The organism is Micromonospora sp. NPDC048935 (genome assembly GCF_043197875.1).
In the GTDB taxonomy this organism is placed as follows: Bacteria; Actinomycetota; Actinomycetes; order Mycobacteriales; family Micromonosporaceae; genus Micromonospora.
Window position 1 is genome coordinate 370,411 of sequence record NZ_JBICTZ010000007.1, and the last position, 13,344, is coordinate 383,754.

Annotated in this window: 15 protein-coding genes; 10 read left to right on the top strand and 5 right to left on the bottom strand. The window is 74.0% G+C overall.

The window, feature by feature from the left end:
* The first annotated feature begins 3 nt into the window (after positions 1 to 3).
* Positions 4 to 621, top strand: a complete 618-nt coding sequence (gene ccmA / locus ACGFIW_RS21450) for a heme ABC exporter ATP-binding protein CcmA (RefSeq protein WP_393318312.1) — start codon at positions 4 to 6, stop codon at positions 619 to 621.
* Positions 618 to 2,039 (top strand): DUF6297 family protein, encoded by a 1,422-nt coding sequence (locus ACGFIW_RS21455; RefSeq protein WP_393318315.1) that lies wholly within the window; start codon positions 618 to 620, stop codon positions 2,037 to 2,039. Before ccmA ends, ACGFIW_RS21455 begins: the two co-directional genes overlap by 4 nt.
* A gap of 4 nt (positions 2,040 to 2,043) precedes the next feature.
* On the opposite strand, the gene ACGFIW_RS21460 is transcribed toward ACGFIW_RS21455, so the two are convergent.
* On the bottom strand, positions 2,044 to 3,528 hold the full coding sequence (locus ACGFIW_RS21460; RefSeq protein WP_393318318.1) for a PLP-dependent aminotransferase family protein: 1,485 nt from the start codon (positions 3,526 to 3,528) through the stop codon (positions 2,044 to 2,046).
* A gap of 62 nt (positions 3,529 to 3,590) precedes the next feature.
* Here ACGFIW_RS21460 and ACGFIW_RS21465 point away from each other — a divergent pair, with 62 nt between their 5' ends.
* On the top strand, positions 3,591 to 4,202 hold the full coding sequence (locus ACGFIW_RS21465) for a LysE family translocator (RefSeq protein WP_393318321.1): 612 nt from the start codon (positions 3,591 to 3,593) through the stop codon (positions 4,200 to 4,202).
* Positions 4,203 to 4,209: 7 nt separating this feature from the next.
* Positions 4,210 to 4,950 carry a B3/4 domain-containing protein gene (locus ACGFIW_RS21470; protein WP_393318324.1) on the top strand — a complete coding sequence of 247 codons (741 nt, stop codon included), beginning with the start codon at positions 4,210 to 4,212 and terminating at the stop codon, positions 4,948 to 4,950.
* A 22-nt stretch (positions 4,951 to 4,972) separates the two neighbouring features.
* On the opposite strand, the gene ACGFIW_RS21475 is transcribed toward ACGFIW_RS21470, so the two are convergent.
* On the bottom strand, positions 4,973 to 5,200 hold the full coding sequence (locus ACGFIW_RS21475; RefSeq protein ID WP_393318326.1) for a multicopper oxidase domain-containing protein: 228 nt from the start codon (positions 5,198 to 5,200) through the stop codon (positions 4,973 to 4,975).
* Positions 5,201 to 5,216: 16 nt separating this feature from the next.
* On the bottom strand, positions 5,217 to 5,825 hold the full coding sequence (locus ACGFIW_RS21480) for a hypothetical protein (protein ID WP_393318329.1): 609 nt from the start codon (positions 5,823 to 5,825) through the stop codon (positions 5,217 to 5,219).
* Between the two features lie 178 nt (positions 5,826 to 6,003).
* Between ACGFIW_RS21480 and ACGFIW_RS21485 the strand changes: the two genes are divergently transcribed.
* The 3 genes from ACGFIW_RS21485 to ACGFIW_RS21495 all read left to right on the top strand — a co-directional run bounded on the left by ACGFIW_RS21485 (position 6,004) and on the right by ACGFIW_RS21495 (position 8,382).
* A complete protein-coding gene (locus ACGFIW_RS21485) occupies positions 6,004 to 7,101 on the top strand; it encodes a DUF5919 domain-containing protein (protein ID WP_393318332.1) in 1,098 nt (365 codons plus the stop codon).
* Positions 7,102 to 7,173: 72 nt separating this feature from the next.
* The gene (locus ACGFIW_RS21490) at positions 7,174 to 8,052 is read left to right on the top strand and encodes a pentapeptide repeat-containing protein (protein WP_393318538.1); all 879 of its coding nucleotides are present in this window, start codon (positions 7,174 to 7,176) and stop codon (positions 8,050 to 8,052) included.
* A gap of 93 nt (positions 8,053 to 8,145) precedes the next feature.
* Entirely contained in the window at positions 8,146 to 8,382 is a 237-nt protein-coding gene (locus ACGFIW_RS21495; RefSeq protein WP_354946801.1) for a preprotein translocase YidC, read from the top strand.
* Between the two features lie 7 nt (positions 8,383 to 8,389).
* Here ACGFIW_RS21495 and rnhA read toward each other — a convergent pair whose 3' ends face one another.
* Together rnhA and ACGFIW_RS21505 are read right to left on the bottom strand one after the other, a co-directional pair.
* Positions 8,390 to 8,863 carry a ribonuclease HI gene (gene rnhA, locus ACGFIW_RS21500; RefSeq protein ID WP_393318541.1) on the bottom strand — a complete coding sequence of 158 codons (474 nt, stop codon included), beginning with the start codon at positions 8,861 to 8,863 and terminating at the stop codon, positions 8,390 to 8,392.
* Between the two features lie 252 nt (positions 8,864 to 9,115).
* Positions 9,116 to 10,384 (bottom strand): lycopene cyclase family protein, encoded by a 1,269-nt coding sequence (locus ACGFIW_RS21505; RefSeq protein ID WP_393318335.1) that lies wholly within the window; start codon positions 10,382 to 10,384, stop codon positions 9,116 to 9,118.
* A 457-nt stretch (positions 10,385 to 10,841) separates the two neighbouring features.
* Here ACGFIW_RS21505 and ACGFIW_RS21510 point away from each other — a divergent pair, with 457 nt between their 5' ends.
* From ACGFIW_RS21510 to ACGFIW_RS21520, 3 genes are all read left to right on the top strand, one after another.
* On the top strand, positions 10,842 to 11,327 hold the full coding sequence (locus tag ACGFIW_RS21510) for a hypothetical protein (protein ID WP_355033209.1): 486 nt from the start codon (positions 10,842 to 10,844) through the stop codon (positions 11,325 to 11,327).
* A 115-nt stretch (positions 11,328 to 11,442) separates the two neighbouring features.
* Positions 11,443 to 12,027: a class F sortase gene (locus tag ACGFIW_RS21515; protein ID WP_393318338.1), complete on the top strand. Its 585-nt coding sequence runs from the start codon at positions 11,443 to 11,445 to the stop codon at positions 12,025 to 12,027.
* A gap of 111 nt (positions 12,028 to 12,138) precedes the next feature.
* Positions 12,139 to 13,239 (top strand): magnesium and cobalt transport protein CorA, encoded by a 1,101-nt coding sequence (locus tag ACGFIW_RS21520; protein ID WP_393318341.1) that lies wholly within the window; start codon positions 12,139 to 12,141, stop codon positions 13,237 to 13,239.
* Positions 13,240 to 13,344 lie beyond the last annotated feature (105 nt).

Consider the following 13,344-nt stretch of genomic DNA (forward strand, 5'->3'; position numbering starts at 1 on the left):
GTCGTGGATGCGCTCTCGGTACGGGGACTTAGCCGCAACTTCGGCGACCTGGTCGTGCTCGACGACGTGAGTTTCACGCTCGCGGCCGGCCGGATCGCGGTGGTGCTGGGGCCCAACGGCAGCGGCAAGACCACCTTGCTGCGCTGCGTGGTCGGCGCCGACCGCCCGGACGCGGGCGAGGTGCTGGTGCAGGGTCGGCGGGCCGACGAGACCGACCCGCAGGTGCGGGCCCTGGTGGCGGCCGCCCTGGACGACATCGACTTCTTCCCGGACCTGTCCGTGGTCGAGCACCTGGAGCTCGTCGCGTACGCCCACGGGAGCAGCGCCGAGCCGGTCGAGGAGGTGCTCACCGAGTTGGGTCTGGAGCCGGCCCGCGACCAGCTACCGGTGACCCTGTCCAGCGGGCAACGTCGCCGGTTGGCGCTGGCCTCCTGTTTCGTGCGGCCACGCCGGGTGCTGATCCTGGACGAGCCGGAGCAGCGCCTCGACGTGCGCGGGCGACAGTGGCTCGCCGAGCGGCTGCGGCGGGAACGCGACGCCGGCACCGCCGTGCTGCTGGCCTCGCACGACCCTGAGCTGATCGACGCGGTGGTCGACGAGCGCATCGAGATCGGCCGGTGACCGCCCCGCCGGCCACGATCGCCGACACGCCGACCGGGGTGCCCACCGCCCGACAACTGCGAACCCACCTGCGCCGGGCCCGCAGCCGGCACCACGACCACTCCCTCGGCGACGTGCTGGGCGACGCGTACGTCATCGTCCTGTTCACGGGCATGTACGGCTGGTTCGCGATAAGCGCCAGCCGCGACCTGCTGGACTCCCCCACGGTCGGCCAGGCCGAGCCGGGGGTGCGTTGGTGGCTGGCGGTCGCCGCGCTGCTGGCCGGCGCCGGTCTGGCCTGGCGTGGCCTGCGTGCGCTCGGCCCACTGTTGGTCACCCCGGCCACGCAGAGTTGGGCGGTCAGCGCGCCTGTCGACAGGCGGGCGTGGTTGGTGCCGCGCTTCGTCCTGTTGCTGCTGGGGGCCGCGGCCGGCACCGCGGCGCTCGGGGTGGCCGTGGCGGCGCTCGGGGGCGTCAGCGATCCGGCCGCGCTGGGCTGGGCGGCCGCGGCCGGCGCGGGGTGGGGTGCGGCGGCGCTGGCACTGAGCGTCGTCGCCCAGAGCAGCCGGTCGGGACGGCGATGGCCGGTGCTGGCCGGCGCGGTGCCGATGGTGGTGGCCGCCGTCCTCACCGCCGGGGTGGTGCTCCTCGGTCATCTCGGTGACGGGCTGCCCCGGCCGGCGGCGACGCCGACCGTCGCGCTGTTCGCCCTCGCGGTGCCCCTCGCCGGCCTGGGCACCGTCCGCGCGGTGCGCGCGCTGCCCCGCGTCGACCGGGCCACGCTGACCACCGGTGCGCAGTTCGCCAACGCCGCCGCCACGGCCACGATCCTGCTCGACCCGAGCCTGCTCACCGGCCTGGTGGAGAGCCGCCGGTGGCGTCGGATCGGTCGGGTCCGCAGCCGCCGGTTCCTCCCCGGGCCCGGCTGGTGGGCGTTCCTGCAGGCCGACGTACGCCGGTTGCGCCGCCACCCGAGCGCCCTGCTGATCTGGGCGACGCTGATCGGGGTGCAGTACGCTGCCGCGCTCGCCGTACCCGGGTTGGCCGGGGCCGCGCAGGTGGTCTTCGCGTACCTCGCCGCCAACCGGCTGACCGGTGGCCTGCGGTCAATCAGCCGCTCACCCGGGTTGCGACGGGCCCTCGGCGGCAGCGACGCCCTGCTGCGTGGCATCCACGTGGTGGTGCCGGCCCTCGGCGCGGGGCTGTGGTGGTTGTCGACCCTCCCGAGCGTCGAGCCGGGGCCGTCCTGGTTGGCGCCGACGCTGGCGCTGGGCGTGGTGGCCGCCGCGTTCCGGGCCGGCACCCGCCCGCCGATCAACTACGGTGGCGCGACTGTCAACACGCCGTTCGGCATGATCCCGGTCGACCTGCTGCGGCAGGGCTCACGCGGGCCGGCGCTGCTCGCCGCGCTGGTGCTGGTCCAGCTGTTCCTGGGCTGACCGGTCATCCGGCCACTCTCGGTGCGCCGAGCGCGGCGGCGATTCCGGCGACGCCGGCCTCGATCTGGGTGGGCGTACGGGCCGCGTAGCCGAGCACGAGGCCCGGCCGGTAGGGACGCTGGCAGTGCCAGGACAGCGGTTGCACCTTCACCCCACGCGCCAGCGTCGCCGCCGCCAGCTCGGTGTCGACCACCGCGTCGTCCAGCGTGATCATCAGGTGCAGACCGGCGGCGGCGCCGTGCACGGTCGCCGATGGCAACGCGCCGGCCAGCGCGGCGATCATGGCGTCCCGCCGACGGATGTGTCGGCGGCGGAGCAGCCGCAGATGCCGCTCGAAGGCGCCGGAGGTCAGCAACTCCGCCAGCACCAGTTGCGGTAGGACGGCGTTGCCCAGGTCGGCGTTGCGCTTGGCGGTCACCACCGCGTCGCGCAGTCGCGGCGGCACGAGCAGCCAGCCGACCCGCAGGGCGGGGGCGAGCAGTTTGGAGACGCTGCCGGCGTAGCAGACCTGCTCGGGCAGCAGGCCCCGCAGCGCCGGCACCGGAGGACGGTCGTAGCGGTGCTCGGCGTCGTAGTCGTCCTCGATGATCAGGCCGCCGGCCCGCGCCCAGGCGACGAGCTGGCGGCGGCGGTCACCGTCGAGCACGACGCCGGTCGGGAACTGGTGTGCGGGGGTGAGCATCACGGCCGGCACGCCGCTGGCGGTCAACTCGTCGACCCGTAGCCCAGCGTCGTCGACGGTGATCGGCGGGGTGTCCATCCGCCAGTTGTTCAGGTGCTGCCGCACGCCGAGCGATCCCGGGTCCTCGACCCCGATCCGGTCGACGCCGGCGGCGGTGAGTGCCTGGGCGAGCAGCCCGAGCGCCTGCGAGACGCCGGCCACGATGATCACCTCGGTGGGGTCGACGCTGATACCGCGGTTGCGGGCCAACCAGGCGGCGACGGCCTGTCGCAGCGCCGGCGCGCCGCACGGGTCGCCGTAGCCGAGGTCGGCCGCGGCGAGGCGGCGCAGCACGGCCCGTTCGGCGCGCAGCCAGTCCGCGCGGGGAAAGGCGGTCAGGTCGGGTACGCCGGGCGTCAGGTCGATTGAGGCGGGTGCCGCGCGTACCGCCTCGAAGATGTCGGTGTTCGGTGCCGGCGGGAACGTCGCGACAGGTGCCGGCGCGGCGGCCGGGGCGGGTGTGGGCGCGGCCGGCGCGCCGACGACAACCGTGCCGGCCCGGCCCCGACCGGAGATGTGCCCCTCCTCGGCGAGGCGCTGGTACGCCTCGGTGACCACGCCCCGGGAGACACCGAGGTCGGCGGCGAGCACCCGGGTGGGGGGCAACCGTTGGCCGGCCGGCACCCGCCCCTCGGCGATGGCCTGCCGCAGCCGGTCGGTCAGCCAGTCGGTGCGCCCGCCCGGCGGCGCGTCGGTGACGGTCAGGTGCAGGAAGTCGGACCCGGCCGATATGGACCCCTCGGAGGCCGACGGTTTGGCTCTGCCCATCGGACCATTGTGGCAGCAGAGTGAGGAGGAGCCAGACCCGTCAACTCCACCGGAGGACGATCGTGACCATCCCGTTCCTGGTCACCACGCTGATCGTGGTGGTCACCCCCGGCACTGGGGTGTTCTTCACCCTCTCCGCCGGCCTGTCCCGGGGTGCCCGAGCCGGCGTGCTCGCCGCGTTCGCCTGCACGCTGGGCACGGTGCCGCACCTGCTGGCGGCGATGACCGGGCTGGCCGCGCTGTTGCAGACCAGCGCCGTCGCGTTCGACCTCGTCCGGTACCTCGGTGTCGGTTACCTGCTCTACCTGGCCTGGTCCGCCGTGCGCGACCGCAGCGCCTTCGCGGCGACGACCGACGACACACCCCGCTCGGCGACCCGGGTGATCGTCTCCGGCGTGGTGGTCAACCTGCTCAACCCGAAGCCGACGCTGTTCTTCGTCGCGTTCCTACCGCAGTTCGTCGGCGCCTCCGCGGTGGGCTCCACCCAGGCGATGCTCACCTGCGGCGCGGTGTTCATGCTGCTCACCTTCGTGGTGTTCAGCGGCTACGGCATCTTCGCGGCCCGGCTGCGGGACCGGGTGCTGACCCGACCCCGGGTCACCGACTGGCTGCGTCGATCCGTCGCCGGCACGTTCGTCGCGCTCGGCGTGACCCTCGCCCTCACCCAACGATAGGAGTGCCGTGCAGTTCGAGCATTCGACGCGGCTTCGCGCCGCGTACCCCGATCTGGTCGCCGGCGTGGTCCACGCCACCGGCATCACCGCCACCGCCGACGTGGCGCGCCGGACGGCCGGTTACCTCGCCGTCGCCCGCCAGCGGTTGGCCGGCGGGCCCGAGAGCGGCTTCCCGGAGATCCAGGCGTGGCGGCGGGCGTACGCGGCGATGGGGTTACGACCCACCCGGTACCGGTGCGCGGCGGAGGCACTGCTGCGCCGCCTGCGACTGGACGGCGAGTTGCCCCGGGTGCACCCACTCGTCGACCTCTGCAACGCCGTCTCCGCCGCGTACGCCATCCCGATCGCGGCGTTGGACCTGGACCGGGTCGACGGTGACCTGGTGGTCCGACCCGCACGCGGCGACGAGGAGTACCAGACCTTCGCCGGCGACACCGAGCATCCCGAGCCGGGCGAGGTGACCTTCGCCGACACCGCCGGGCGGGCACACGCCCGGCGCTGGACGAACCGGCAGAGCGGGTGGTCCGCCGTGCGGGCCGGCACCTCGTCGGTGCTGATCGTCGCCGAGGCGCTGCACGCCGACGCCGAACCGACGATGAACCGGCTGGTCGCCGCGCTGGTACGGGAGCTGACCGACGAGTGGTCCGCGCCCACGAGCCACGCGGTGCTGACCGCCACCGCGCCCCGCTTCGACACCGAGACGTCCGGGGGCGACGTCGGTCGGGCCGTGTCGCCGGGGACGAGGTGACGGTACGCCCTCGGCCGATCAGTCATGTGCATCGGCCGGTGCGGGGCAGCGGCGGCGCCGCCTCCCGTTCGTCGTCGAGGATGACCATGCCGGCGAGGCCGCGGCAGACGTGGTCCTCCGTGGCACCGTGCGGATGTGGGTGATGCCAGAGGGTCGCGGCCGGCCGGTCCACCCGCCGGGTGAGTGAGCAGGTGGCACCCGGGCGGACGGGTTGGTACGGGCCGCCGTCCATCCGGGCCGGCAGGTGCATGCCGTGCCGCTGGCCGTCAGCGCATCCGCCGGGCCGTCGCCCGGACGATGTAGGTGAACTGCACGCCGAACGCCACGAACGCGACCACCACCCCGACGACGACCGTCAGCCAGGTGCCGGCCCCGAGCGACCCTGCCACCAGGGCGACGCCGAGCCCGCTCAACACCGCGTTGACCGCGCCCACCAGAGCCGCCGTGGTGAGCAGGAACTCCCACCGCCCCGGGCGGGTACCGACCAGGCTCCACGCGGACTCCATGCTGTCGTCGGCGATCACCGCGTCGGCGAAGAACTCCCGCTCACCGGCCAACTCGTGCTGGTAGTAGGCCCGGATGCGCTGGATGCGCCGCAGGTCCAACGAGTTCTCGACGGTGGTCTCCACCAGCCGCAGAAACGTCAGCACCCCGATCACCACAAGGGTCGGCAGCACCGCGGCCAGGTAGGGCCGCACCACCCGGTCGTTGCTGGAGACGAAGCCGAGGCCGATCAGTGCCGCCGACAACACCGACAGGAAGATGGTGGCGCGACCGGTGGCCTCGGCGATGGTGCCGGCCCGCGACGTCTGCAACGCGAAGTGCTCGGTGGTCAGGGCGGCGAGGAGCGCCTTCTCGCGGTCACCGTCACCCATCCCGCCTACCCTCCGCAGTCGCCCAACTCGGTTACCGTCACCCTATGAGCGATGGCGGCGGTTCGGACGGCGAACCCGGCAGTCCCGAACGGGACAGCGGGCGGCAAAGCCGGCACGTATTCTCCGCATTCCGGTGATCAGTAGGCGGCGGGGCCGACCGACGGTGGAGGGAGAGCGGATGCCCGGGTGGCCTGGTCGGGGCGGACGGCAACGACGCGCCCTCGCCGTCGGAGGGCCGCTGCTCGTGAGCGCCGCCCTCATGTTGGTGGCGGCCTGGCGCACCACCGGCTTCCTCAGCGACCTGTTGCTCAACCTCGGTGCCAGCGTGGTGCTCGCGGCCGTCTCGTACGTCATCTTCGACCCGCTGTTCGAGGAGGCGCGCAAGGCACGGGTGCAGGAGCACCTGAGCTTCGACCAGCAGGCGTTCGTGACCCGGCTGCACCGCTCCGGCCGCCGGGTGCGCATCCTCGACACCTGGACGATCCTGCTGGAGCAGCGGCACCGCGAGGACACCCTGACCGCGATCCGCACGGCGCTCGGCAACGGCGCCCAGGTGCAGTTGCTGCTGCTCGACCCGGACTGCACCGCCGCGCAGCAACGCTCCGAGGAGCTGGAACGCCAGCGGGTGGACGTCCCCCGGCAGATCCGCACCAACCTGCGGCACCTGGCCGCCTTCGCCGACGCCCTCGACTCCCGGCTGCGGCAGCGCCTACAGGTCCGGCTCTACGACGCGTCCCCGTCGATCCAGCTCTACCAGTGGGACGGGCGGGCGCTGATCTCGTTCTTCCCGATCGGGAAGTTGTCGTTCAACGTTCCGCAACTGGAGGTGGACATGGACAGCCCGTGGGGCGGGTTCGTGCACGCCCGGTTCGAGGAGCTGTGGGAGCACGAGCAGGCCACGCTGGACCTGGAGCGGTACTGGTCGGTCACGGTCACGCTGCGCCACGAGGACTCGGACGTGGTCGAGGTGCGGGTGCCGTACGCGACTGTCGACGGGCAGCACTACGTCGACTGCCGCCGGTTCCGGGTGACCGGGCTGGTGACCATGCGGGCGGCCCTGCCACCCCGCGCACCGGGAGCCGCCCCTGCGGTGTTCACGCTGGCCGAGCCGTCCGACGGCGACCACCCGCCGGTCGCCGTCGTGAAACGGCACTTCGACCAGAAGTACGGCCACGGCGACGGGGAACGGGAGATCTACCGCCTGGTCCCACCCCCGGGCAGCCCGCGTCCCCCCGCACCTCGCGCCGCGGCGGCCGGCGACGCGCACGGACGGTGACCCCCGCGCACCCGATCGACAGCGCGCCGGAAACAATGGTGGCCCACCGTGACTGCCAGGAGGACCATCCGCGTGTCGCCCACCCCCGCACCGCCAGCCGGGCCGGCGCAGCTGCGCGCCGACTGTGAACGCTGCTTCGGGCTGTGCTGCGTGGTGCCCGCGTTCGCCGCGTCCGCCGACTTCGCCATCGACAAGCCCGCCGGGCAGCCCTGCCCCCACCTGCGCCGGGACCACCGTTGCGGCATCCACACCGAGCTGCGGCAACGCGGGTTCCCCGGCTGTACGGTGTTCGACTGCTTCGGCGCCGGCCAGCAGGTCGCCCAGGTCACCTTCGGCGGACGGGACTGGCGCGACGCGCCCGAGACCCTGCCGGCGATGGCGCAGGCGTTCGCGGTGCTGCGCCCGCTGCACGAGCTGCTCTGGTTCCTCACCGAGGCGGTGGCGCTGGGCCTGCCCCCCGACCTGCGCGCCGAGCTGGAACGCGCCCGCACCGAGACCGCCGCACTCACCCAGGGTGACCCGACACGCCTGGGCACGGTGGACGTCGACGCGCATCGGGACCGGGTCAACCCGCTGCTGTCCCGGGCAAGCGACGCGGCCCGCTCCCCCGGGGGTGCCGACCAGCGGGGTGCCCACCTGCTCGGCGCCGACCTGCGCCGGGTCGACCTGCGCCGGGCCAACCTGCGCGGGGCCCTGCTGATCGGCGCCGACCTGCGGGGTGCGGACCTGAGCCTGGCCGACGTCACCGGCGCGGACCTGCGCGGGGCCGACCTGCGGGGCGCGGACCTGCGGCGCACGCTCTTCCTGCATCAGACCCAGCTCGACGCCGCCCGGGGCGACACGCACACCGGCCTGCCGGCGACGCGCACCCGACCGGCGCACTGGACAGCACTGCCCCTCACCCCGGTCCGCCAGCCAACCCGATCCCCCGCCCGCCGCCGACGCCGCTGACCCGCGCCGCCGACACCGCTGGTCGGAGGTTTCGGCCGTGACGACGCCGGGTAGCCAGCGCCGACGCGGACCGGCATCGACGGGGGGCACGGCGTGGGCTACCGAAAGCGCGACGGTGAGCTGCCGGGCGACCCGCAGCACAGCGAGGACGAGGCGGGCCAGGTGCCGTTGGTGCAGGTCGAGACGGACACCGAGGTCCCCGCACCGGCGGACACCGACGTCCGGCCGGACATCGTCACCGAGCCCGACAACTCGGGCGTCGCCGGTGGCTCGTCCGGCAGCAGCGGCGGCGGGTCGAGCATGCCGGGGCACCCGGACGCGACCCGCTGAGCTGGGATCAGCGGCTGGTCAGCGCGCTCCGGGCCTCGGTCATGCCCTTGTTGGCGAGCCCGTCGGCCCGCTCGTTCTCCGGGTGACCGTTGTGCCCCTTGACCCACAGCCAGGTGACCTCGTGCCGCTCGCAGGCCGCCTCCAGCCGCTGCCACAGGTCGGCGTTCTTCACCGACTGCTTCGCGGCGGTCCGCCAGCCGTTGCGCTTCCACGACGCCAGCCAACTGGTGATGCCGTTACGCACGTACGTGCTGTCGGTGTGCAACTCCACGGTGACCGGCCGGTTCAGGCTTTCCAACGCCTGGATGGCCGCCATCAGTTCCATGCGGTTGTTGGTGGTCGGCGTGGCCTCACCGCCGCACAACTCCCGCTCGTGGTCGCCGTAGCGCAGCAGCGCACCCCAACCGCCCGGCCCGGGGTTGCCGCTGCACGCCCCGTCGGTCCAGATCTGCACGCCCCTGCCGGCCGCCGCGTCCACCATGCCCGGCAACCTACCGGGCACGGACGTCGTCCTCCCCGCGCGGGGGGCCGGCACGCCGAGACCCGGGCCGGCACGCCGAGACCCGGGACCAACACACCGAGACCCGGGACCAACACGCCGAGACCCGGGCCGGCACACCGAGACCCGGGACCAACACACCGAGGCCCGCGGCCGGCATGCCGAGGTGGCGGCACCGCCTGCGGAGCCCCACTGCCGGGGCAGCTCGACAGGCAGTGCGGGAGACGACGCCGGTCAGGTCGGGTGACGTGCTCCATCCGCCCCGGGCGGCGAGCCCAGCGCGTCACCCACCACCGCGGGCGGGACGGCCGGTGCGGGGCGGGTCGGGCGCAGCCGGTCGCGAACGCGGTGCGCCGCGTCGCCGGCCGTCGCGGTGATCATGGGCAGCAGTCGGGTGGAGTTCATGATCGCGACCTCCTCGGCCGGCGTGGTGCCGCCGTCGAGGAAGCGCAGCACCCGCTCGGCCGGGTTGCGGTCGAAGAGCCGGTCGAAGAACTCCGGACCGCCCACCCCACCCCGGTCCAGCGCCCGCAACGCCACCGCGTCCATCCAGCGGTGCCGGCGCGGGTACGCCGCCCGAGGCACCGGCGGTCGGCCCGCCGCGAGTGCGCGGGCCACCTGGTCGGCCTGGCGGTACATGGCGGAGAAGGTGAAGCCGGTGGAGGGGCGGGTCGCGCCGCCGGCCGTGCCGAGCCGGACCACGCGGGGTGACGGTCGGGCCGGGAACGGGGCATCGGTCATCGGGATCACCCCGTTCTCCACCTCGCGCAACCGCAGCCCGGCCGGATCGAGCCCGAGCAGGTCCCGGTAGCTGGCGAGCGCCGTGTCGTACCCGGTGTCGGTGAGCAGGTCGGGCGAGAACTCGGTGTACTCGACGAGGGCGTAACGGTCGCTCACCGGCAGCACGTACCCGAAGGACACGCCCCGGGGCGGCTGCGGGGTGCGGAAGTCCATCAGCACCGCCCGCGCCGGATCGAAGACGGGCCGGTCGGCCTCCAGCCACCAGCCACGAAAGTGCTGCAACCAGGTGGTCCGTCCGGCCCGTGCCGGCGGGCGGGGGCGGGAGTCGAGCACCCAGCCGGCCCGCACGGTCCGCCCGTCGCCGACGCGCACCCGCACCCGGGTGCCGTCGTCGGCCACCGTGTCGGCGGAGGCGACCAGGCGGGTGGCGTTCAGCCGGCGCTCCGCCTCGGCAGCCCGGTCGTAGACCGGGCTGGAGCGGAGCATGGCGTACCGCAGCGGGGTGAGGTCCAGGACGCGGCGTCGCGCCGCCGTGGCCACCTCGACCTGCTGCCAGCTCGCGCTGAGCAGCGGATCTAGGTCGCTGTCGGGGTGGCCCCAGAACGCCCAGGTGCGGTCCTGACCGCGCCGGCGGACCGGGTCGACGACGGCGATGCGCAGCCCGTGGACACCGTGCCGGTCCAGTGCGGCGAGCAGCAACGACGCCGCGCCGCCGCCACCGAGCAGCGCGATGTCGACGTCGAGCGGCGCGGAATCGGTCACCGCTCCACGCTGTCACACCGCCCGGCCCGCACGCGCGCCGCCACCAGCGGAGGGACGGGGGGCCCGGTCCCAGATCCGCACAACGTCGGGGGTGTCGTGGCCTCCAGACCGCGTGAGGCACCTACATCCCGGTTCCGGTGCGGATCCTGGAAGGAGCCCGACGGCGGATCGCGCCGGCCGGGCGGTGCATTCGCGCCGTCTCCGGCAATACCTCGTCCACCGGCCCAGCGACGACAGCCCGACATCGATCGGAGCACCGGTGCCGGTCGGATCGTCCGGGCCTTTCCGCAGCTCTCCCGGCCTTCGGGTGGACACGTGACGGCAACGAGGATTTCTCATTTTCACCTGATCGAGGACCCAACCCACCTAGTGTTGGGCACACCGGTGCTAGTCACGGAGTTGGCCACCCGAACGACGTCCCACGCAGTCAGCGGACGAAAAGTGAGGGAAGACGCGTATGAAGGTCTCAACAGCACTCTGCTCGGCGGCGCTCGGCGTGGGCCTCGGCACGCTCCTGCTGCCAGGCGCCGCACTGGCCGACACCACCGTGTCACCGGCCACCACCCCGGTCGGTGGGACCGTCGTGCTCACCGCGACGACCTGCAACCCGAAGTCGGGTGACGCCCTCTTCCGGGTCACCGGCCCCAACCGCGACCAGAACGTCCGATCCACCACTGCCGCCGCCGGCGGCGGTCTCAGCGCCGAACTCTTCACCGCCGGATTCACCCTGGGCACGTACACGGTGGCGGCGACCTGCGGCGACGGCAGCTCCGCCGGCACCGCGACGTTCACCGTCACCCCGATCGGCGGCGCACCGGCCGGCTCCGGCGGTGACAGCCGCGACACCGGTGCCCTTGCCGCCGGTGGCACGCTGCTCGGCACCGCCCTCGCCGGCGCGGTGGTCCTGATCCGCCGGCGACGTCCGGTGTCCACTGTCGCCTGATCGGCGACCGTTCCATCCCTGAGGACGGGTGCCCGCGCCGGTGACACCGGAGCGGGCACCCCGACGATGCCGTACGGGAGGTGCCCACGTGTGGTGGCGGCGGACCCTACCGGCCGTGGTCGCCCTGCTCGGCGTGACCGGGCTGGGGCTGATCACCGTCGGCCTCAGCGCCGACCCGACACGGCCACCACGGCCACCGGCCGACGCGCCGCGGCGCACCCACCCCGCACCGGACCTGGCACCGCTGCCCCGGGCCGCGCCGGTCCGGGTGCAGATCCCCGCCATCGGCGTACGCGCGGAGGTCATCCCGGTCGGCGCGGACGCGGCCGGGGTGCTGGAGGTGCCACCACTGGGTCGGCCCACCCTCGCCGGCTGGTACCGGCACGGGGTCAGCCCCGGCGAAACCGGCAACGCCGTCCTGGTGGGACACGTCGACTCACCCGCCGGACCGGCGGTCTTCTTCGACCTCGGTCGGCTGCGCGGCGGCGAGCAGATCCGGATCACCCGCGCCGACGCGCAGGTCACCACGTTCACCGTGGAGGACGTCCGCGCGTACCCGAAGGAGCACTTCCCCACCACGCTCGTCTACGGTCCGGCGGACGCCGCCGGGCTACGCCTGATCACCTGCGGCGGCCGGTTCGACGCCACGACCGGCAACTACGTCGACAACGTCGTCGTCTTCGCCACCCGCACCGCCTGAACACTGTCGCCCGCCTGTCGGGCGCCGGACCCCGCTCGGCAGAATGCGGTGACACCATCCCCCGCGGGCACCGCGACCGGGGCGGTGCGCGGACGACGGGGGAGGCACGCGGTGCAGCAGCGACCGGTACGGGACCGGGCCGGTCGAGGCGTACGCGCCCTGGCCCGTCGACTGCTCGGCCGCGTCGAGGACGACTCCCCCACCCCACGACGGTCCAACCCGGACGCGGTCGTCGACTGCGCCGTCTACGTCGACGGTCGACGCGAGCCCGGCCAGCCGCACTACGCCGACGCGTACGCCCGGGCGCGGCACGGCCGCAACGCCTTCGTGTGGCTGGGCCTGCACGACCCGGGTCCGGCCGTGCTCGCCGCGGTGGGCCGGACCTTCGGCCTCGACGAGCTGACCGTCGAGCAGGCACTGTCCGACGGGCACCGGCCCACCGTGCAGAGGCACGGGCCGGTCACGCTGCTGGTGCTGCGCACCGCCGGGTACGTGGAACACGACGAGCTGACCGACACCTCCGAGGTGATCGACACCGGGGACGTGATGGTGCTGCTCGGAGACCGTTTCGCCATCACCGTGCGGCATGGTGCCGCCGGGGCGCTGCGCAGCGTCCGCGCCGACATCGAGCGCCGCCCCGACCTGCTGGCCGCCGGGCCCTGGGCGGTGGCATACGCGGTGTGCGCCCGGATGGTCGACTCCTACCTGGAGGTGGCCGGGCACGTGGAGCGGGACCTGGAACGGGTCGAGGAGGCCGTGTTCGCCCGTGACCGCAGCGCCGACATCCAGCACATCTACCAGCTCAAGCGGGAGGTGGTGGAGTTCAAACGGGCGGTGTTGCCGTTGCAGGCGCCGATGCGGACGCTGCTCGACCCCGACGGCCCACCACGCACACTGCACCGCTGGTTCGTCGACGTGGACGGTCGGCTGAGCCGGGCCGTCGACCGGGTCGCCGCGTACGACGACCTGCTCACCTCGATCGTGCAGTCCCGGTTGGCGCAACTCGCCGTCGAACAGAACAACGACATGCGCAAGATCGCGGCATGGGCGGCCATCGCCGCCACCCAGACCGGCATCGCCGGCCTCTACGGCATGAACTTCGACCACATGCCCGAGCTGGCCTGGCGCTACGGCTACGCCGGCGCCCTCACCCTGATGGCCGTGGTCGCCCTGGCCCTGTACCGCCTGTTCCGCCGCTCCGGCTGGCTCTGACCCCTACCCCTACCCCGGCCCAGGCCCCCGGCCCACCCCGCCCGGGCCCCGCCAGACCCCGCCCGCCCGGGCCCCGCCAGACCCCGCCCGCCCGGGCCCCGCCAG